Source organism: Pseudodesulfovibrio portus, from assembly GCF_026000375.1.
Lineage (GTDB): Bacteria > Desulfobacterota > Desulfovibrionia > Desulfovibrionales > Desulfovibrionaceae > Pseudodesulfovibrio > Pseudodesulfovibrio portus.
This window is the reverse complement of sequence record NZ_AP026708.1, coordinates 2,695,814-2,715,230: the sequence shown is the minus strand read 5'-3', so window position 1 is coordinate 2,715,230 and position 19,417 is coordinate 2,695,814. Positions and strand designations below refer to the sequence as shown.

Below are 19,417 nucleotides of genomic sequence, written 5' to 3'. Positions count from 1 at the left end.
GATTGCTCCGCATACAGAGTCGAGAAGGAATCGCGTGTCCGACTTCTCTGGACTGAGTGAGAATATGATTCTCGACAATGATATAGTAGACAGCTTCGGCTCATTCGGCATCACACTAGCGCGTCCCATTGATTCCCGGCATAAAAGCCTCCCCTCAGCGTGGCTGAAGGGAGGCTTTTCTTCTTGCTGGCAAGCTGAATCCTAGGTTTTCTTCCTCAACCGAACACCCACCAATCCGAGCAGACCGGAACCGAAGAGCCAGATCGCGCCGGGGATGGGCGTGGGAGTGCTCCCGGCCAGCCACTCGGCCACGTTCACGGCGAAAGCGGGGTTGTCGAGATATTCCCCATACCAATCATCCAGAATACCGGTGTCCATAAGGGTCAACACGTTCCCGTCCCCCCACAAATGGGCGAAGGGCATGTCGAAAAGTGAGACCCCGCCCGAAGCCATTCCGCCGCCCTGGGGATGCACGCCGGCAATTCCCTGCGTCAACTCATGCGCCACGACCGGAATGGCCGTACCGGTCGAGACAGTGGGATCGTACGTGCCGCCGACCACGCCGAGAACACTGCTGTCCCACGTTGTCCAGTGATAGTTCTCGCCCATCATCAACACACGGCGCCCGGTGGCAATGTAACTGGTAAGATTGGAAACCTCGGTTGCCGACAGGACGGCTGACATGTCGCGCACATCAAGGAGGAGGGCATCATAGGACAGCATCTGAGCATAATTCTCAAAATTGGCAGCCACCTGAACATTGTTGCTCGTGGCCGTATTCAACGCTCCCGTCCAATTTGCATAGCCGGGCGCTCCGTATCCATATCCGTACGCCTGATACTGCGAAACCAGCACGGATTGCGCGTGCGCAGTCCCGACCGCAAAAACCATGACACCAAACAGCAAAAACACGATGCATCGTTTCATTGAATCCCCCCTGGTTTTCATGTCCGATCGCCGACGCCCCACACATCGGCCACGACCCGTCCCTCCCCAACCGGCGGGCGGGCTTTCAAACACCGTTTGAAGCAAAGCCTGTTCCACAATGGACAACATCCAATAAAAACAAATGCCGAAAAAAGGTGCACCCACAGCCATATGAATCCGTCCGAAAAAACCAGACGGAAATGGTGGGGAAATGGAGAAAACCGTGACGCAAAGCGGACTTTCGCGCTCCGGGTCCATGATGCAGTGACGACTTTTTTTCAGACCGCTGGACACGGGGTTGATACTTGCTCTAGAGTTCTCATAGTCGCCAACCCAGCAAGGATGCACCCATGCCGTCCAAAATACTGATCATCGACGATGAACGCCCGACCCTGGCCATGTTCGCGCTTTTTCTTGAGGCATACGGCTACGAGGTCTTTACTGCCGCCAGCGGTGCCGAAGGGATCGAAATGTTTCGCAAACACGCCGTCCCCATCGTACTCACGGACATCAAGATGCCCGGGATGAACGGCCTTGAGGTCCTGGATGCGATCAAGAAAATCGACCCCGTGACCGAGGTGATCATCATCACCGGCCACGGGGACATGGACCTGGCCATCTCGGCGCTGGGCCTCGGGGCCACCGACTTCATCAACAAGCCCATCCAGCAGGCCAAGCTCGACGCCGCCCTGAACCGCGCCAAGGAGCGCATTCGCCGCTCCCACGACGAAAAAACAAACTACGTTGTCCGCAGACAGGGCGAATCGTCGGTCATAGAAATCTGCGGGGAGGTCAACTCCAAGGCCGAGACGCGGCTGGACGACGCCTTTTCCTCCGCCCTCCGGGAAGCCGGGAAGCTGGTCCTCTCGTTCACGAAAGAATCCTCCATAAACGGTGCGGGCATGGCCCTGCTGACACAGCGCCTGCTCGAATGCCGGGACAACGGAAAGGCCGTGGCCCTCTGCGGGCTCACGGACGACATCAGAAAAATCGTCGACATGGTGGGCATCGGAAAGCTCGCCCGCATATTCGACACAGAGGAAGAGGCCCTCGAAAACAGTTGAGCCGCAATCCAGAGGAGAATTCCATGAGGTATATGCTCCGGGCGACAATCGCATTGGCAATCGTGCTCTACTGCACACCGGTCCTTGCCGGGCAGCCGCAGGTCGGCGACACGATTCCCGACTTCACCATCGCCCCCCTGGCCGTACAGGGCGACGCGACCCTGCTGGGTCTGGAAGAAAACCGCCCGTTCAAGCTGGGCGACATCCAAACGCCCTACGTCATAATCGAAATCATCGGGGTGTACTGCCCCCTCTGCCACGCCATGGCACCTTCCCTGACCCGGCTCTGCAAGCGGCTGAAAAAGGCCCGGCTCGACGACCGCGTCAGCCTGCTCGGCATCGCCGCCGGGGGAACGAGCATGGAGGTGCAGCATATCCGGGGCAAGGACTACATCTTCCCGGTCGCCCATGACACCGAGTACGACATCTACGGGAAACTGGGCGACCCCAAGACTCCCTTCACCATGCTCGTGGACCGGGAAGGCACGATACTCTACACCTACCTGGGCATCATCCCGGACTTCGACGCCTTTTTCAGGGAAATCCAAGCACTGGTGAAATGAGCGACCCCAGAGAAAAACCGGACACCCCCGGCTTCGGGGCAAGCGTTGTGCCCGAGGACCCGCAGTCGGTGCTCGACCACCAGCTCTTCCACCTGAAGGCTCTGTACGAAGCCTCCAGCGCCCTGGCCGTCCCGGTCACCCCGGGCGACATCCTCAAGACGTTTCTCCGGGTAACCATGGGGCCTCTCGGGCTGGCATTCGGTTTCGGGATCGTACTCCACGTCGACGAGTTGACCGTGGAAAGCATCGGCCTGGAACAACTCGTCGTCGACCAGTACCGGAAAACCGGCTTCAACCTGGTCCACAAGTTCTTCCCGGGGGACAGGCCGACCCCGACCCGGCCGGAGCCCGCCATCCTGGTCGGCGAGCACCTGCGATTCGATCCCAACCTCCCGGAAGGCACCTCCGCCGTGATCGGCATAAGCATGAGCGAAGAGTCGCACGCGGTTCTGGGCTTCGGCCCGAAGATTTCCGGGGAGCCCTACAGCACGGAAGAGACCGAGCTGCTCCAGAGCCTTGTCTCCATTCTGGCCGTGACCCTGAAGAAATCCCACGCCGCCGGGTGCATCCGCGACCTGAACACGGCCCTGAAAAAAAAGAATGAGCGGATACAGCAGGCCCTGGCCGAATCCGAACTGGCCCAGGAAGACCTGGCCAGGCACGCCTTCGAGCTCCAGGCCCTGTACGAGACGACCCTGGAGCTGACCGACATCAATGCCCCGGAAGCCATGCTCGACACCTTTGTCCTGTCGCTCATGGGGACCCTGTCCTACGCCAGCGGCTGGATCGGCCTCTACGGCCCGGACAGGGACCACGCCGAGGTGGCCTACCGCGGTCCCGACCCCGAGGCCCCGGCCCGGCTGGATTCGGCGAAAGGCCGGGAGGCCGTGCTGGCGCAGTTCGTTGCCCTCAAGGACAGGATGCCGCAGGCCAACCACTCCTGCCTGCTGGAAGACGACGCTTCCCGCGCTGCCCTCCCGGCCGAGGCCGACGTCGCCGTCCTCTTCGCCCTGGACCACGGCTGGCAGGGAGCCATCGGGCTGTCCGCCCCGCTGAGCCCGGGGACCGGGGAGCCCCGCCTGGACAAGGAAAGGAAACGCCTTCTCCTCTCCCTTGTCGGCACGTTCATGGTCGCCCTCGGCAACGCCAGGCAGCTTCACATGATCCGGGAAATGAACACCGAACTGGCCGCCCGCAACCGGGAGCTTCAGGCCACCCTGGACGAACTGACGTCCGCCAAGCATGAAATCGACGTCCAGACGGAGGCCAAGGAACGCATCGTCGGCCTGGTCCACGGCGAGGTGGACCGCGTCTGGCGGGCCTCCTGGCGCGACGTCGGGCTCATCCTCCTGGCCGGTCTGGCCCTCGGCTTTCTCTTCAACTTTTCCAGCCCCGAGGGCATCCGGATCATCCCGGAGTCGCTCACGGCACCCCCCACGGCCACCGTGGACGCCCTGGAGGCCGAACGCCTGACCCGGACCGGCAAAGCCGTGATCATCGATGCCCGGCCGGGCGATTTCTTCATCATCGGACACATCCCGGGCGCCATCAACCTGCCCGAGGAGCTGTTCGACTTCGTCTATTCCATGAAGTTGAGCGAGCTGGAACCGGATGTGCCGCTTCTGGTATACGGCCGCACCATCAGCCGTCATTACGACGCGGATGTCGCCCGGGAACTGATCCTGCTCGGGCACGAGCACGTCATGCTCATTGACGGCGGCCTGTCCGCCTGGGAAGATGCCGGACTGGAGGTGGCCAAGTGATCGAATGCCTCAAGAAGCTGCTGTCGAACCCGTGGCTGGCACTGGGATTCCGCCTCTACATCGGCGGCCTGTTCATCTACGCCGCAATGTACAAGATCAACTACGCGGCCGAGTTCAGCACCACCATCGCTTCCTACCGCCTCGTGCCATACTGGGCCGTCAACGGCCTGGCCGTGTTCATGCCGTGGACCGAAATCATCTGCGGCGCGCTGCTCGTCCTCGGCGTCAGGGTAAAGTCCGCGGCCACCATCATCATCGGGCTGCTCTCGGTCTTCACCGTCGCCATCGTCGTCAACATCCTCCGCGACGCGCCCATCAGCTGCGGATGCTTCCACACCCTTGAGGACCCCATCAGCTGGTGGACGGTCCTCCGCGACCTCAGCTGGATAGGCATGACCCTGCACATATACCACTTCGACAGGCTCTTCCAAACCGATCAGCTCTTCCTCGGCAAACTCAGGAGAATCGAGTCATGATGCGCTTCGCCGGAACCCTTCTCATCATCCTCACGCTTCTTGCCGCCTGCGCCCAGGACAAGAAGTCCGTCGCGGGCAAATACGTCGCCCGGGGCCCAGCCTCCGAAATCGTACTCACCCTCAATAAGGACGGCAAGGGGACCTGGTCCACCGACACCGACGAAATTCCCTTCAAATGGTCCCTGCGGGGCGACGGCAAGCTCTGGCTCCACACCAAGACGGGCGGCGTCCTCCAGGGCACGGTGGAAGACGGGACCATCCGCCTCGATCTGCCCGGCATCAGGGATCTGACCTTCAATTCGCAATAGCCCCTCCCGCCCTTTTCCCCCTCCTATCCGGCCTCCCTCCTTCCTCGGTGTGAAACCGTTGTGAAGTTATCAATTTATGCCTATTTTGACATAACACAAGTCCATTCATTACATATGTTTAGCTTAAAAAATCGTATTTCCCCCTGTGCAAAAATGAGGAGATGACATCTATAATGGCAATACGCCACGGATGCGCCCATAAGTGGGATAACCGAAAAATCTGGAGAGGTACGCTTATGCGCTTGTTCACCAACCATTCGGCGGCTGCATCCGCAACGGAAACCATGCCCTTCACCGGGCTGGGGTTCGACGCGGGCGACGTGCAGGCGGCGGCGCAACTGATGGTCCCGACACCACCTCGTTGTCATCCCGACAGCTCGGGTGCCATCCTGCCCGCCCCTGATTACGTCATGCAGCCAAGCGGCTATGAGTTGCTCGTGTCCCTGGGGCGCGAGATTCGCGGGCGATAAGCCTGCACCTTGTATTCAAACCTGGAGGTCGAATGCATACCAATCGAAGGAATTTCCTGAAGCTCTCCGCTGTCGCGGCCACGGCCACGGCGTTCGGCGGGCTCGGGTTCGGCTGCAATGCGAAGCAGGCCGGAGCACTGCCGGACTACGCATCCGCGCTCAACCCGAAATGGAGCAAGCAGACCACATCCATCTGCTGTTACTGTGCAGTGGGCTGTGGCCTTGTCGTCAACACGTCGCTCAAGGACATGCGGGCCATCAACGTAGAGGGTGATCCCGATCATCCCGTGTCCGAGGGCTCCCTGTGCGCCAAGGGCGCGTCCATCTGGCAGCTGGCCGAAAACGACCGCCGCCCGGACTCCGTCCTGTACCGCGCACCGTATGCCAAGGAATTCACGAAAGTCTCCCTGTCCTGGGCTCTGGAGAAGATCGCGCACAACGTCAAGAAGACGCGTGACGAAACCTTCACCGAAAAGAACGCCAAGGGCCAGGTGGTCAACCGCTGCGACGGCATCGCCTCCGCCGGTTCGGCCGCTCTCGACAACGAGGAGTGCTGGGCTTACCAGACAATGCTCCGCAGCCTCGGCCTGGTGTACATAGAGCACCAGGCGCGTATCTGACACAGCGCAACTGTTGCGGCTCTGGCAGAGTCGTTCGGACGCGGCGCGATGACCAATCACTGGACCGACATCCAGAATTCCGATTGTATTCTCATAATGGGCAGTAACGCTGCCGAAAACCACCCCATCTCCTTCAAGTGGGTGACCAAGGCGCAGGAAAAGGGCGCAACCCTGATCCACGTCGACCCCCGTTTCACCAGGACCTCGGCCAAGGCCGACATCTACGCGGGCATCCGCTCCGGCGCGGACATCGCCGTCCTCGGCGGCATGATCAAGTACATCCTGGACAATGACCTGATCTTCAAGGAGTACGTGGTCAACTACACCAACGCCTCCTTCATCGTCGGCGACAAATACTCCTTCATCGACGGCATGTTCTCCGGCTACGATCCCAAGACCCGAAGCTACGACAAGTCCACCTGGGCGTTCGCCATGGATGCGGACGGCAACCCGAAGAAGGACCCGACCCTCCAGAATCCCAAGTGCGTTTACCAGATGCTCAAGAAGCATTATGAACGCTACAATCTGGACAAGGTTGCCACCATCTCCGGCATGTCCAAGGAAGACCTGACCAAGCTCTACGAGACCTACGCGGCCACGGGTGTGGCCGACAAGGCGGGCACCGTCATGTACGCCATGGGCTGGACCCAGCACACCGTGGGCGTGCAGAATATCCGCTCCATGGCCATGATCCAGCTCCTGCTGGGCAACATCGGCATAGCCGGCGGCGGCGTCAACGCCCTGCGCGGCGAATCCAACGTCCAGGGCTCCACCGACCACTGCCTGCTGTTCCACATCCTCCCCGGCTACCTGAAGACCCCCCTGGCGGGCCAGGACACCCTGGAGATGTACAACAAGGCGTACACGCCCAAGTCCAATGATCCCAAGTCCGCCAACTGGTGGCAGAACTACCCGAAATACTCCGCCTCCCTGGTCAAGGCCATGTGGCAGGACGACGATCCGGCCACGGCCTACAAGTACCTGCCCAGGCTCGATACCTCTTCGGCCCGGGAGTACTCCTGGCTGACCATGTTCGACAAGATGGAGAAGGGACAGTTCAAGGGCTTCTTCGCATGGGGCATGAACCCGGCCTGTTCCGGCGCCAACGCCGACAAGAACAGGAAGGCCATGGCCAACCTGGACTGGCTGGTCAACGTCAACATCTTCCCCAATGAAACCGGCTGGTTCTGGGAAGGCCCCGGCATGGATCCGACCAAGATCAAGACCGAGGTCTTCTTCCTGCCCTGCGCGGTTTCCATTGAGAAGGAAGGCTCCATCACCAACTCCGGCCGCTGGATGCAGTGGCGCTACAAGGGCCCGGACGCACCGCACGGCCTGAAGCCGGACGGCGACCTCATGTACGAACTGATGCATGAGATCAAGGCCCTGTATGAAAAGGAAGGCGGCGCGTATCCCGAGCCCATCACCCGGCTCACCTGGGATTCCATCGCCACCAACGGCGTGTTCGACCCGCACAAGACGGCCCAGCTGATCAACGGCCGCTTCACCCGCGACATCGAGATCAAGGGCAAGATGTACAAGAAGGGTGAGCTGGTTCCCAGCTTCGCCTTCCTCCAGGACGACGGTTCCACCGCCTCCGGCAACTGGCTGTACTGCAACTCCTACACGGAAAAGGGCAACATGGCCGCTCGCCGCAGCCTGGCCCAGACACCGGAACAGGCAAGAATCGGGTTGTTCCCGAACTTCTCCTGGTGCTGGCCCGTCAACCGGCGCGTGCTCTACAACCGCGCCTCCGTAGACCTCCAGGGCAAACCCTACAACCCGGAAAAGGCGGTCATCGCCTGGAACGGCGAGAAGTGGGTCGGCGACGTACCCGACGGCGGCTGGGCCCCCGGCACCAAGTACGCCTTCATCATGCGCAAGCACGGCTTCGGCCAGCTGTACGGCCCCGGCCGCGCAGACGGTCCGCTGCCCGAATACTACGAACCGCTGGAATGTCCGGTCAAGGATCACCCCTTCTCCGGCACCCTGCACAATCCCACCGCCCTCTCGTTCGATGTCGAGGAAAAGGCCGTGTGCGATCCCAGGTATCCCCTGATCGGCACCACCTACCGCGTCACCGAACACTGGCAGACCGGCGTCATGACCCGCAACTGCGACTGGCTGACCGAATGCGAGCCGCAGGTCTTCGTGGAAATGAGCCCGGAACTGGCCGAGATGCGCGGCATCGAGAACGGCGACACGGTCACGGTCGACTCCCTGCGCGGGTCCATCTGGGCCAAGGCCATCGTCACCAAGCGCCTCAAGCCGTTCACTATCCAGGGCACCGAAGTCCATCAGGTGGGCCTGCCCTGGCACTTCGGCTGGACATGGCCCAAGAACGGCGGCGACTCGGCCAACCTGCTGACCCCGTCCGTCGGTGACCCGAACACCGGCATCCCCGAAACCAAGGCCTTCATGGTCAACGTCCGCAAGGCGTAAAGGAGGAATGAAATGAGTAAGACATTCTTCATCGACCTGACCAAGTGTACGGCCTGCCGTGGTTGCCAGGTTGCCTGCAAGCAATGGAAAAAACTGCCCGCCGAAGAGACCGAGAACTGGGGCTCCCACCAGAACCCCAAGGACCTGTCCGGCATCACCCTGAAACTGGTCCGCTTCCAGGAAGTGGGCACCAGCCCCGACGACATGCAGTGGCTGTTCTTCCCGGAACAGTGCCGCCACTGCGTGGAGCCGCCCTGCCTGGACGCCATGACCGTGCCCGGCTCCATCGTCCATGACCAGGAAACCGGCGCCGTGGTCTACACCGACCTGACCGCCAAGGAGGCGGACAAGGAAGCATTCGCCATGTCCTGCCCCTACGACATCCCCCGTATCAACAAGGAAACGGGCCAGGTCGTGAAGTGCGACATGTGCGTGGACCGCGTCAAGGCCGGGCTGCTGCCCGCCTGCGTGCAAACCTGCCCCACCGGCGCCATGAACTTCGGCGACCGCGAGGAAATGCTCGCCCTGGCTGAAAAAAGACTGGAAGCGGCACAGCAGAAGTACCCCGACGCCGAACTGGTGGACGCCGACTCCGTGCGCGTCATCTACCTGGCGCAGACCGACCCGGACAGCTACCACGAGTACATGTCCGCGTCGCTGTCACCGCGCGGGCCGCTGACCAGGAAGCAGTTCCTGGCCAAGCTGGGCCGTCCGGTCAAGCGCATGACCTCCTAACAACACCCCCCGGTGCGGACCGCCGCCGGTCCGCACCGGGCACGTTCAACGGTAGAACACCTCCGTAAGCCAAACCGTCCGGGCATCGTCCCGGGGCATGCGGAGTTTTTCCTGGACCCCGACGGGAAATCCCGCCGGGGTCCATTTTATCGGTTTGCGATGTTGAATCGTGGTGTTATGGGACGGTCTTGTCTTTTGGCTTCCAAGCCAGTAACTATGTCACGGAATCGATCAAATGGAGCCAACGGGAGACACCCCTATTGCGCAATGCGATCCGAATACTCTTATGCCTCTGCCTGCTCCTCTGGGCTGCGGCCGGCTGCGACCCGGACAATAATTCGACGGGAACGGACTCGCGCATGCCCGGCGTCTCGGACACGACGATCCGCCTCGGATCCTCCCTGGCCCTGACCGGGCACGCCGGATATCTCGGCACCCAGACCCTGCGCGGAGCCCAGGCCTATCTCCGCTTCATCAACGACAGCGGCGGCATCCACGGACGGCGCATCGACGTCATCGCACTGGACGACTCCTATGACCCGCCCCATTGCCTGGTCAACACCCAGAACCTGATCATCGACAACAACGTGCTCGCCCTGTTCTGCTATGTGGGCACGCCGACCACGGTCAAGGTGCTGCCCCTGGTGGAGGAAGCGCGCATCCCGCTGATCGGCATGTTCACCGGCGCCAACCGGCTGCGCGAGCCCTTCAACCGCTACGTGATCAACATCCGGGCCTCCTACTACCAGGAGACCGCCTCGGCCGTGCAGCACATCGTCGAAGACCTGGGGATCAAGCGCATTGCGGTCTTCTACCAGTACGACGCCTACGGATTCGACGGGCTGGTCGGCACGGAACTGGCCCTGAAGAAGTTCGGGCTGGACCTGGTGGCCCGCAGCTCCTACATCCGGGGCACCCAGAGCGTGGAGGACGGGCTGGAGAAGATCCGCAACTCCAACGCCGAAGCCGTGATCATGGTCGGCACATACGGGGCATGCGCCCGGTTCATAAACCTGGCCCGCGACGAGGACTACAACCCGCTCTTCTACAACGTCTCCTTTGTAGGCGCCGAGGAACTGGCCCGGCGCATCGGCACCTACTCGCCCGCCAACGTGCTCATGTCGCAGGTGGTCCCGCCGCCCTCCTTCTCCGCCGGAGACTCGGGAGTGGTGGCCGAATACGTGACCCTGCTCAAAAAATATTTCCCCGACGACACCCCGAGCTTCGTGGGCCTTGAAGGCTTCCTCAACGCCCGCATCCTGGTGGAAGGGTTGGAACGGGCGGGCCGCGACCTGACCCGTGAAGGCCTCATCCAGGCCATCGAATCGATCCAGGACCTGGAACTGGGACCGGGCATGTCCATCACGTACGGCCCCAAGGACCGGCAGGGGCTGGACGCCATCTACTTCACCCGGCTCGAGGGCGGACGGTTCATGCCCTTTGACGACTGGGCCGGACTCAAGGCCCGGCTGGAGAAAAACCGATGATGTTCATGGAAAAGCTGGCCGCCCGAATCTCGCACGTGGGATTGCGGGAAAAGCTGCTCTTTTCCATGCTGGCGGCGGTCCTCTTCATATCCGTGGCCATCGCCCTGGTCTCCCGCTACATCCTGGTCAGCTCCCTAACCAACGAGCTCGAGGCGCGCGGTTTCGCCATCGCCCACTCCGTTGCCGAGCGCGGCGGCTCCTACATCCTGGACGACAACATCCCCCAACTGCTGACGCTCATCTTTGACGAGGCAAAACTCAGGCAGCGCAAGAACCTGGTCTCCTACATCTTCATCGAGAACCAGCGGGGGGAGATCCTGGCCCACACCCTGACCCGAAACCTGCCGGACAACCTGCGGGCCAACTCCATCCCGCCGGGACAGAACACCTCCATCAAGCTGGTGGAACTCCACGGCCAGCAGATTTATGACCTTGCGGCGGGCATCCACGAGGGGCTGTACCCCATCGGCACGGTCCATGTGGGTCTGAACAAGAGCCACATCGACGCCCTGGTGGGCAAGCTGCGGGTCGCATTCCTCGGTTTCATTTCGGCGGTGGTCCTGATCACCATCTTCCTGAGTTCCTGGCTCTCCAAGTACATCACCAAGCCCGTATCCGACCTGACGCGGTTGTCCGACGAGATCAGCCGGGGCAATTTCGACACCCCGCTGCACTTCGGCGACGAGGACTGGGACACCTCCAAATGCCCCGCCTTCACCAACACGGACCTGCCCTGCTGGCACTTCGACCAATCCCGGGGCGAGGAACGGCCGGAGGACCTGCACCGGACCTGCGCGGACTGCGCGTTCTACCGCAAGCACAAGGGCGACGAGGTGGTCCAGCTGGGCGATTCCTTCCGCAACATGGTCTGGTCCATCAAGCTCTACCGGCGCCGACTCCGCGAGTCCGAGGAGAAATACCGCTCTCTGTTCGACTCCGGCCCGGACCCGATCTTCGTGGTGGACTGCACCACGGGCGAAATCCGCGACGCCAACCCGCGCACCCTGGAACTCTACGGGCACACCAAGAAAGAGCTCATCGGCATGAAATTCCTGGAGCTCGGCCCGGACCACAACGGCGGGTGCCTGGACTACTTCACCGAGGGCGGCGGCGGGTGCGTGTACTTCCCCAAACTCATCCACTACAAGAAGGACGGCGAGCCGTTCTTCGTGAACATGCACGCCTGCCCCATCTCCTACCGGGGCCGCCACGCCATCATCATCGCGGTCACGGACATCACCCAACTCATCGAGAAGGACGCCCAGCTCATCCAGGCGGGAAAGATGAAGTCCCTGGGTGAAATGTCCGCAGGCGTGGCCCATGAGATCAACCAGCCGCTCAATGCCATCAAGCTGGGCAGCGAGTTCCTGGCCCTGGCCCAGGACGAGGGCATGGAAATCCCCAAGGCCCACTTCCGGGAGGTCGTCAACGAGATTTCCACCCAGGTGGACCGCGCCGCGGAGATCATCGACACCCTGCGCTCCTTCAGCCGGAAATCCGACATGCTGGAGGAATCCGTGGACCTCAACCAGCCCATCAAGGCGGTACTGTCCATGCTCCGGCGGCAGTTCGAGCTGGACAACATCACCTTCGACCTGAAACTCGGCGAAGGGCTGCCCCCGGTCCAGGCCCATTCCAACCGGTTGCAGCAGGTGGTCTTCAACCTCGTTGCCAACGCCCGCGACGCCATCAATGACAAATCCTCGCGGGACCCGGATTCGGAACGGCGCATCTCCATCCGCACCGGCATCGACAACCACCTGGTCTACGCGGAAATCGAGGACACGGGCACGGGCATAGACAGGGACGACCGACACAAGATTTTCGAACCGTTCTTCACCACCAAGGAAGCGGGCCAGGGCATGGGCCTGGGCCTGGCCATCACCTACGGCATCGTAAAGGATTACGGCGGGGAAATCCGCATCAGGAGCGAAAAGGGCAAAGGCACCATCTTCAGGATGGAATTCCCGGCTCCAGGAGTGCGAGGAGGCACTGCATGACAACCAAGATTCTGGTCATAGACGACGAACAACCCACACTGAAGATGTTCAGCCTGCTGCTGTCGGCCTACGGCTACGAGGTGCTGACCGCCGAGAACGGACAAATGGGCGTGGACGTGTTCAGGGAACATTCCCCCTGGCTGGTGCTGACCGACATCAAGATGCCCGTCATGGACGGCATCGAGGTCCTGAAACGGATCAAGGCGGTCAACCCGCACACCGAGGTCATCGTCATCACCGGCCACGGCGACATGGATCTGGCCATCCAGGCGCTCAACCTGGACGCCACGGACTTCATCAACAAGCCCCTCCAGCGGGAGGCCCTGGAAAAGGCCCTGGAACGGGCACGGGAACGGCTGGCCATCGCCCGCAGCGAGGAAGAGCAGATAACCCTGGAAGAGCGACCCGCAGCCGCAGTGGTGGGCGTGCGCGGCAACGTCACCGCCCACACCATCCCCCACCTGAACGAGGCTTTCGACAAGGCCGTGAAAATGGGCAAGCCGACCATCCTCATCGATTTCGACGAGAACGCCTCCATCAACGGGGCGGGCATAACCGGACTCAAGGAGCTGCTCTCCGGAAACCGGGCCAGGGGCTTACACGTGGTCCTGGCCGGGCTGTCCAGCAACTTCAAGGCCGTGTTCGCCTCGGTGGGGATCACCCAGCTGGCCGACCTCTTCGACAATGAAAACGAAGCGCTGGGATCACAGTAGACGATCTTATTTCGGAAGCTTATCCAGTTCCTCCACCAACATGCCCAGATCGGGCCGCTTGTTGATGTCGCCGACGTGAACGAAGCGGATGATCCCCTGCCTGTCGATGACCACCAGGGCCCGCTCCGCCGTGCCGTCCGTGCGCAGGATGCCGTAGGTCCGGGCCACCGCCCCGTGGGGCCAGAAGTCGGACAGGACCGTGAAGTCGAGTCCGCCCATCGCCTCGACCCAGGCGAACTGGCTCGGCGTGTTGTCCACGGAGATGCCGATCAATTCCGCGTCATACTGCCGAAAGAGATCCAGGGCGGCGTTGTAGCCCGGCCACTGGTCCGAGCAGACCGGGGTCCAGGCGGCCGGGACAAAGGACAGGACCACGTTCTTCCTGCCCCTGAAATCGCTCAGCCGGACCTTGCCGCCCGCCAGCGCGGGCAGCTCGAAATCGGGCGCTTCGTCGCCCACGGCCACCTTGAGCGCCGAGTCCACGGGTTTAAGGCCATGGGGGGCGTAGACATGATCCATGGCCCCGGCCTGGGGCACGGCGAACAGAAGAACCAGATAAACAGTCAGAACAAAACGCATGATCATTCCCTCCCGTTCTCCCTGACGGCCTTGAGCAAGGAATCAAGCATCACCTTGTGGTCGTCCATCTCCCCTTCATGGAAGAAGATCAGTTTCAGGCCCGCCTTGAGGTCCACCAGATAAAAGGCCGGGGTGCCGACGTTTTCCAAAGCCTTGTGGGCCACGAAATCCTCGTCGTGGAACAAGGGAAAATCAGCCTCGTACTTCTTGGCGTAGAAGTTGATCTCGAACGGCGTGTTGCCCGCGCCTATGCCGATGAACCTGATGGCCGACCCGACATCCGAGGCCGCGAGCGCGCGCCGCAGGGCGTTCACTTCAGGCGCATCTCTCTGGCAGATGGGACAATACAGGCTGAACACCTCAACCAGGAGGTAGTCGCCCTTGATGTCCGACACTTTGAGGGGTGCGGTCTCGACACCGAGATGGGCCGCCTGCTCGGCAGTCAGGCTGCCGGTGAGTTCCAGGTCGGGGAAAACGTCCAGGGCCAGGGCCGGGACCGCCAGGAGCGTTAATATAGTCATGGTCAGAATCAATTTCTTCATGATCTTGCCTTTGGTATTTCGGTTGGAGTTTCTCTCCATACATGATGCGAGATATGGTGCTTTCTGGCAACTTGAATCGCACATTTCACCGGTTTCACACCACCGACGCAAAAAAGCCCTGCGCGGGCACTCCCGCGCAGGGCCTGAACCTCGATCTTTCCCGATTCATTCGTTCATGGACCGCAGGGCCTTGTCCAGCAGCAGATAACGACCGTAGATGTCTTCATACAATCCTTTGCGGGCCGAATCGGGCTCGGCCCCGCCCGTGAGGTCCATGGTCACGTACCGGGCCGCGAGTTCGGGCAGGGAGACCCTCTCGCCCCGGTCGGTCTTCACGCACCAGACGGCCTGGATGGCCGCTCCCAACGCGCCGGCCTCCTCGACCCGGGGCCTGAGCACGGGACACCCCAGGATGTCCGCCACGATCTGCCGCCACAATGCGGACCTGGCCCCGCCCCCCACCAGCCTGATCTCGGAAGGTTCCAGGCCCAGTCGCTGCATGACGTCCATGCCGTACCGGAGCCCGAAGGTCGCGCCTTCCATGGCCGCGCGGCACATGTTCTGCGGCGTGTAATTGGTGGAATTCATGCCGTGCAGGGAGGCCGTGGCACCCGGCAGGGCAGGAGTGCGCTCGCCGTTGAAATACGGCAACAGCAGCAGGCCGCCGCTGCCCGGCCCGGCCGACTCAGCCATCTCGTTGAGGCGACTGGTGCTCAGTTCAAGCAAGTTGCGGGTCAGCTCCGTGGCCACGGTCACGTTCATGGTGCAGACCAGGGGCAGCCAGCCGCCCGAAGAGGAACAGAACGCGGCCAGTTCCCCCCTGGGGTCAACCACCGGGGTCTCGGAATAGGCGTAGATGGTGCCCGATGTGCCCAGGGAGGCGGTGACCTGGCCGGGCACCACGTTGCCGGTGCCGATGGCGGCCATCATGTTGTCGCCGCCGCCGCTGGAGACCAGCACGTCGTCCGCAAAACCGAATTCCCCGGCCAGTTCCGGCCTGACCACCCCCACGGGCTGGTCGGATTCGATGAGCTCGGGCAGGCAGGCGGTCAGTTTGCCGGACGGGTCCATGGCGTCCAGGAGCTCGCCGCTCCACGCCCGCCGCTTGACGTCGAAAAAGGCCGTGCCCGAGGCGTCGCCGCATTCGGTGCGCCGCTCGCCGGTGAGCCAGAAATTGATGTAGTCGTGGGGCAGCAGGATGGTGGCCAACCGGTCGTAATTCTCCGGCTCGTTATCCTTGAGCCAGACCACCTTGGAAGCGGTGAACCCGGCGGCCACGGAGTTGCCGATGGCGTTCATCACGGCTTCGGGCCCGCCCATCCGCTCGGTGATCGCCGCGCACTGGGCCGTGGTGGCGGTGTCGCACCACAGCTTGGCCGGGCGGATGACCTCGCCCGCCGCGTCCAGGGGCACGAACCCGTGCTGCTGGCCCGACACGCCGATGCCCCGCACCAAGGACGGGTCGACCCTGGGGCCGGAAATCAGCCGGGAGATGACGGCGTGGCAGGCGGTCAGCCACCAGGACGGGTGCTGCTCGCGCATGCCCGCATTGTCTTCCAGCAGCCCGTGGGGGGCGTACGCCTCATCCAGGATATCGCCGCTTTCACCATCCAGGATCACCCCTTTGGTCCCCTGGGTCCCCGAGTCGATGCCTATGTACAGTTCACTCATGGAAGTCACACACTCCCCGCCGCCGACTCGTGGTTTCGATCCCCTTTCCCCTGACTGGCGGCGCACCAAAAAGTTTAGGAAAGGAGATGGGATGGGGGTCCGGAGGCAACCTAAATCAGGTTGCCCAAAATGTTCTCCAGCATCTCCTGGCGGCCGGATACCCGCTTGGGTTCGCCCAGCTCCAGGGCCTTGGCCTCCAGGGATTCCAGGGTCTCGTTGCCGTCGAGCATGGACTTGCCGAAGCCGGTGTCCCAGCCCGCATAGCGCTGCGCCCTGAACTCGTCGATGCGGCCGTCGTCGATGATGGCCTGGGCCGCGAGCAGCCCGCGGGCAAAGACATCCATGCCGCCGATGTGGGCGTGGAACAGGTCCACGCCGTCGATGGAACCGCGCCGGACCTTGGCGTCGAAATTCAGGCCGCCGGAGCCGAGGCCGCCCGCCCCCAGCACCACGAGCATGGCCCGGGTGACGTCGTACACGTTCGTGGGGAACTGGTCGGTGTCCCAGCCGAGCAGCAGGTCGCCGGTGTTGGCGTCGATGCTGCCGAGCTTGCCCGCGTCGGCGGCCACGGCCAGGTCGTGGGCGAAGTCGTGCCCGGCCAGGGTGGCGTGGTTGGCCTCGACGTTGAGCTTGAAGTGATCGAGCAGGTCGAACTCGCGCAGGAAGGACAGGACCGTGGCGGCGTCGAAATCATACTGGTGCTTGGTGGGTTCCTTGGGCTTGGGCTCGATGAGGAACTGGCCGGTGAACCCGATGCGCCGGGCGTAGTCGACGCACATGTGGAAGAAGGCCGCGATCTGCTCGCGCTCACGCTTCATGTCCGTGTTGAGCAGGGTCTCGTAGCCCTCGCGGCCGCCCCAGAATACGTAGTTCTCGCCGCCCAATTCCTTGGTGGCGGCGATGGCGTGGCGCACCTGCAGGGCGCAACAGGCCACGACGTGGGGGTCGGGATTGGAGGCCGCGCCGTGCATGAACCGGGGATGGCTGAACAGGTTGGCCGTGCCCCACAGGAGCTTGACCCCGGTCTCCGCCTGATGCTCCTTGGCCTTGGCCACCATGGTCTCCAGGTTGGAGATGGATTCCTGGAAGGTCTCCCCCTCCGGGGCCATGTCGCGGTCATGAAAGCAGTAATAGGGCACGCCGAGCTTGGTGACGAACTCGAAATTGGCGGCCATGGTCTTCTCCGCCACCTCCATGGGCGAACCCACGTTCCAGGCCCGCTGGAAGGTCCCGCTGCCGAAGGGGTCGCCCCCCTGGGACTTGAAGGTGTGCCAATAGGCCACCGCGAACCGAAGGTGTTCCTCCATGGTCTTGCCGCCCACGACCCGATCGGCTTCGTAATACTTGAAGGCCAGCGGGTTGATGGAATCCTTGCCCTCGAACTCGATCCGGCTGACTTCGGGGAAAAATTCATTCATTGCATACCTCGCTCTTCATTTTATTGATTTCATTGATCTTTGATTACAATCACCAACAACAACGACATGTCATTTTGCAAGGCGGGTCCTGTCCAACGGCGACTTGTACAGCTCGCTCAGGACAAACCCGGCGGCCCCGCGCGCCCAGTCGAAGTCGTTCCATTCCTGGACGACGATCCGGGTCACTGCGGCCTGTTCCTTGTTGAGATATTTCTTCACGGCCCGGCGCATGGGACCGAAGACCAGGTCCCCGGCGCGCACGCCCTCACCGGTGACGATGACCCGTTCCGGGTTGAAAATCTGGATCAGCCCGGCAATGCCCTGGCCGAGGATGGTCCCTCCCTCCCGGAAAATCCTGCGCAAGCCCGCATCGCCGTCCTTGGCCATCCGGGTCACGTCCTCGATGGTCAGCCGGTCGAGATCGAGCTTGCCGCCACGCCGCCGGGACAGGACCCCCCTGGCCCGCCGCAGGATGTTGCCGTCGCAGGCGTACGCCTCCACGCACCCCCGCTTGCCGCACCGGCAGGGCTCGCCGTCGGGCACCAGGACCACATGGCCGAACTCCGCGCCGATGCCCGTGGCGCCGCGATACAGCTTGCCGTCCACAACGATGCCCATGCCCACGCCGTGCTCCACGGTGACCACCAGAAAGTTGTCGATCCCCTTGCCCTGGCCGAACCACTGGGAGGCCACGGTCACGGAGTTGGCGTCGTTCTCGATGTAGGTGTCAACGCCCAGCCGCCGGGCGACCATGCTGCGGATGTGGCTGGTTCCATCCTTGAGCGGCGTCCACAGACATTTTCCCGCCGCCGAGTCCACGAACCCGGACACCCCGATGCCGCAGCCGGATATGTCCTCCATGCTCAGCCTGGCATCTTCCACGCAATGGCGAACGCCGTCCTCGATGAAGTCGGCCACCGTCTCCTCGTCACGCTCGCTGACGCGGATGGGCATGACCAGAGAAGATTTGACGTCGCCGATAAAGTCCACCACCGCGAAACTGACCTGGAAGGCGGAAATCTTGACGCCGACCACGTAGGCGGCCTCGGGGTTGAGCACCAGCATGATCCGCTTGCGCCCGCGCGACGGCGTGCACCGGCACGGCTCCTCGCGGATGATGCCCTCGCGGATCATGGCGGCGGTGATATTGGTTACGGACGCCCGGCTCTGGCCGGTTTTTTCGGCAATTTCCACCCTGGATATGCGGCCGACCTCACGAATGGTGTTCAATATGTTGAACTGGTTCATGGCGCGGGTGAAATCACGATTGGCAGCCTTCATTCCTGACCCTGCTTTAATTTACTCATAAAACATTAAACCCGACCCATTGGCCGATCAACAAAACAAAATTCATGTCTTGAAATTAAAATATAACAAATTATCCTAGCATATTACCACAACACAAAGCCGTAAAGACAACAAAAGGTATTTTGGTATCACTGCATCATTTAGCAGGGTTACAACCTGTTGGCAAGGAAACGCAACATTTTGAAATTCTTGCACTGTACAGACAATAGGCTTCCACGGCTTTCGCATTTGGACGATATATATCAAAATATACTGACCAGATAGCATAAACATTTTTAGAACGCGACAGGACCCCGCATTGCCCGTCGGCATGATAGTTCAATGAGAAAAT

17 protein-coding genes are annotated in these 19,417 nt (G+C 61.9%); 11 read left to right on the top strand and 6 right to left on the bottom strand.

Annotated features, from left to right (window positions below):
* Nucleotides 1-201: 201 nt before the first annotated feature.
* The gene (locus OO730_RS12940; RefSeq protein WP_264981889.1) at nt 202-927 is read right to left on the bottom strand and encodes a hypothetical protein; all 726 of its coding nucleotides are present in this window, start codon (nt 925-927) and stop codon (nt 202-204) included.
* Between the two features lie 350 nt (nt 928-1,277).
* Here OO730_RS12940 and OO730_RS12935 point away from each other — a divergent pair, with 350 nt between their 5' ends.
* The 11 genes from OO730_RS12935 to OO730_RS12885 all read left to right on the top strand — a co-directional run bounded on the left by OO730_RS12935 (nt 1,278) and on the right by OO730_RS12885 (nt 13,568).
* Nucleotides 1,278-1,991 (top strand): response regulator, encoded by a 714-nt coding sequence (locus OO730_RS12935; RefSeq protein ID WP_264981888.1) that lies wholly within the window; start codon nt 1,278-1,280, stop codon nt 1,989-1,991.
* A gap of 23 nt (nt 1,992-2,014) precedes the next feature.
* Entirely contained in the window at nt 2,015-2,554 is a 540-nt protein-coding gene (locus OO730_RS12930) for a TlpA family protein disulfide reductase (protein ID WP_264981887.1), read from the top strand.
* Nucleotides 2,551-4,317, top strand: a complete 1,767-nt coding sequence (locus OO730_RS12925; RefSeq protein ID WP_264981886.1) for a rhodanese-like domain-containing protein — start codon at nt 2,551-2,553, stop codon at nt 4,315-4,317. The genes OO730_RS12930 and OO730_RS12925 overlap by 4 nt, the downstream gene beginning before the upstream one ends.
* Complete coding sequence (locus tag OO730_RS12920; RefSeq protein WP_264981885.1) at nt 4,314-4,793, top strand: MauE/DoxX family redox-associated membrane protein; 480 nt, start codon at nt 4,314-4,316, stop codon at nt 4,791-4,793. The genes OO730_RS12925 and OO730_RS12920 overlap by 4 nt, the downstream gene beginning before the upstream one ends.
* The gene (locus OO730_RS12915) at nt 4,790-5,101 is read left to right on the top strand and encodes a hypothetical protein (RefSeq protein ID WP_264981884.1); all 312 of its coding nucleotides are present in this window, start codon (nt 4,790-4,792) and stop codon (nt 5,099-5,101) included. Before OO730_RS12920 ends, OO730_RS12915 begins: the two co-directional genes overlap by 4 nt.
* A 242-nt stretch (nt 5,102-5,343) precedes the next feature.
* Nucleotides 5,344-5,571 carry a hypothetical protein gene (locus tag OO730_RS12910; protein ID WP_264981883.1) on the top strand — a complete coding sequence of 76 codons (228 nt, stop codon included), beginning with the start codon at nt 5,344-5,346 and terminating at the stop codon, nt 5,569-5,571.
* A 32-nt stretch (nt 5,572-5,603) separates the two neighbouring features.
* Nucleotides 5,604-8,633 carry a formate dehydrogenase-N subunit alpha gene (gene fdnG / locus OO730_RS12905; RefSeq protein ID WP_264981882.1) on the top strand — a complete coding sequence of 1,010 codons (3,030 nt, stop codon included), beginning with the start codon at nt 5,604-5,606 and terminating at the stop codon, nt 8,631-8,633.
* A 12-nt stretch (nt 8,634-8,645) separates the two neighbouring features.
* Nucleotides 8,646-9,368, top strand: a complete 723-nt coding sequence (locus tag OO730_RS12900) for a 4Fe-4S dicluster domain-containing protein (RefSeq protein WP_264981881.1) — start codon at nt 8,646-8,648, stop codon at nt 9,366-9,368.
* 359 nt (nt 9,369-9,727) lie between these two features.
* A complete protein-coding gene (locus tag OO730_RS12895) occupies nt 9,728-10,855 on the top strand; it encodes an ABC transporter substrate-binding protein (protein WP_407681894.1) in 1,128 nt (375 codons plus the stop codon).
* On the top strand, nt 10,852-12,855 hold the full coding sequence (locus OO730_RS12890) for an ATP-binding protein (RefSeq protein WP_264981880.1): 2,004 nt from the start codon (nt 10,852-10,854) through the stop codon (nt 12,853-12,855). The genes OO730_RS12895 and OO730_RS12890 overlap by 4 nt, the downstream gene beginning before the upstream one ends.
* Nucleotides 12,852-13,568 carry a response regulator gene (locus OO730_RS12885; protein WP_264981879.1) on the top strand — a complete coding sequence of 239 codons (717 nt, stop codon included), beginning with the start codon at nt 12,852-12,854 and terminating at the stop codon, nt 13,566-13,568. The genes OO730_RS12890 and OO730_RS12885 overlap by 4 nt, the downstream gene beginning before the upstream one ends.
* 6 nt (nt 13,569-13,574) lie before the next feature.
* Here OO730_RS12885 and OO730_RS12880 read toward each other — a convergent pair whose 3' ends face one another.
* From OO730_RS12880 to OO730_RS12860, 5 genes are all read right to left on the bottom strand, one after another.
* Nucleotides 13,575-14,147: a peroxiredoxin gene (locus OO730_RS12880; protein ID WP_264981878.1), complete on the bottom strand. Its 573-nt coding sequence runs from the start codon at nt 14,145-14,147 to the stop codon at nt 13,575-13,577.
* 2 nt (nt 14,148-14,149) lie between these two features.
* Complete coding sequence (locus tag OO730_RS12875; RefSeq protein ID WP_264981877.1) at nt 14,150-14,689, bottom strand: TlpA disulfide reductase family protein; 540 nt, start codon at nt 14,687-14,689, stop codon at nt 14,150-14,152.
* Between the two features lie 165 nt (nt 14,690-14,854).
* Nucleotides 14,855-16,360, bottom strand: a complete 1,506-nt coding sequence (gene xylB / locus OO730_RS12870; protein WP_264981876.1) for a xylulokinase — start codon at nt 16,358-16,360, stop codon at nt 14,855-14,857.
* 110 nt (nt 16,361-16,470) lie between these two features.
* A complete protein-coding gene (gene xylA / locus OO730_RS12865; protein ID WP_264981875.1) occupies nt 16,471-17,778 on the bottom strand; it encodes a xylose isomerase in 1,308 nt (435 codons plus the stop codon).
* A 69-nt stretch (nt 17,779-17,847) separates the two neighbouring features.
* Nucleotides 17,848-19,059, bottom strand: a complete 1,212-nt coding sequence (locus tag OO730_RS12860) for an ROK family transcriptional regulator (protein WP_264981874.1) — start codon at nt 19,057-19,059, stop codon at nt 17,848-17,850.
* Nucleotides 19,060-19,417 lie beyond the last annotated feature (358 nt).

Bases quoted from the DNA above. Each gene is read 5' to 3' on its own strand.
- OO730_RS12900 (WP_264981881.1), top strand. From the start codon at position 8,646: ATGAGTAAGACATTCTTCATCGACCTGACCAAGTGTACGGCCTGCCGT.
- OO730_RS12935 (WP_264981888.1), top strand. From the start codon at position 1,278: ATGCCGTCCAAAATACTGATCATCGACGATGAACGCCCGACCCTGGCC.
- OO730_RS12895 (WP_407681894.1), top strand. From the start codon at position 9,728: ATGCCCGGCGTCTCGGACACGACGATCCGCCTCGGATCCTCCCTGGCC.
- OO730_RS12860 (WP_264981874.1), bottom strand. From the start codon at position 19,059: ATGAAGGCTGCCAATCGTGATTTCACCCGCGCCATGAACCAGTTCAAC.
- OO730_RS12875 (WP_264981877.1), bottom strand. From the start codon at position 14,689: ATGAAGAAATTGATTCTGACCATGACTATATTAACGCTCCTGGCGGTC.
- OO730_RS12915 (WP_264981884.1), top strand. From the start codon at position 4,790: ATGATGCGCTTCGCCGGAACCCTTCTCATCATCCTCACGCTTCTTGCC.
- OO730_RS12880 (WP_264981878.1), bottom strand. From the start codon at position 14,147: ATGCGTTTTGTTCTGACTGTTTATCTGGTTCTTCTGTTCGCCGTGCCC.
- OO730_RS12940 (WP_264981889.1), bottom strand. From the start codon at position 927: ATGAAACGATGCATCGTGTTTTTGCTGTTTGGTGTCATGGTTTTTGCG.
- OO730_RS12930 (WP_264981887.1), top strand. From the start codon at position 2,015: ATGAGGTATATGCTCCGGGCGACAATCGCATTGGCAATCGTGCTCTAC.
- OO730_RS12890 (WP_264981880.1), top strand. From the start codon at position 10,852: ATGATGTTCATGGAAAAGCTGGCCGCCCGAATCTCGCACGTGGGATTG.
- OO730_RS12925 (WP_264981886.1), top strand. From the start codon at position 2,551: ATGAGCGACCCCAGAGAAAAACCGGACACCCCCGGCTTCGGGGCAAGC.
- xylB (WP_264981876.1), bottom strand. From the start codon at position 16,360: ATGAGTGAACTGTACATAGGCATCGACTCGGGGACCCAGGGGACCAAA.
- xylA (WP_264981875.1), bottom strand. From the start codon at position 17,778: ATGAATGAATTTTTCCCCGAAGTCAGCCGGATCGAGTTCGAGGGCAAG.
- OO730_RS12885 (WP_264981879.1), top strand. From the start codon at position 12,852: ATGACAACCAAGATTCTGGTCATAGACGACGAACAACCCACACTGAAG.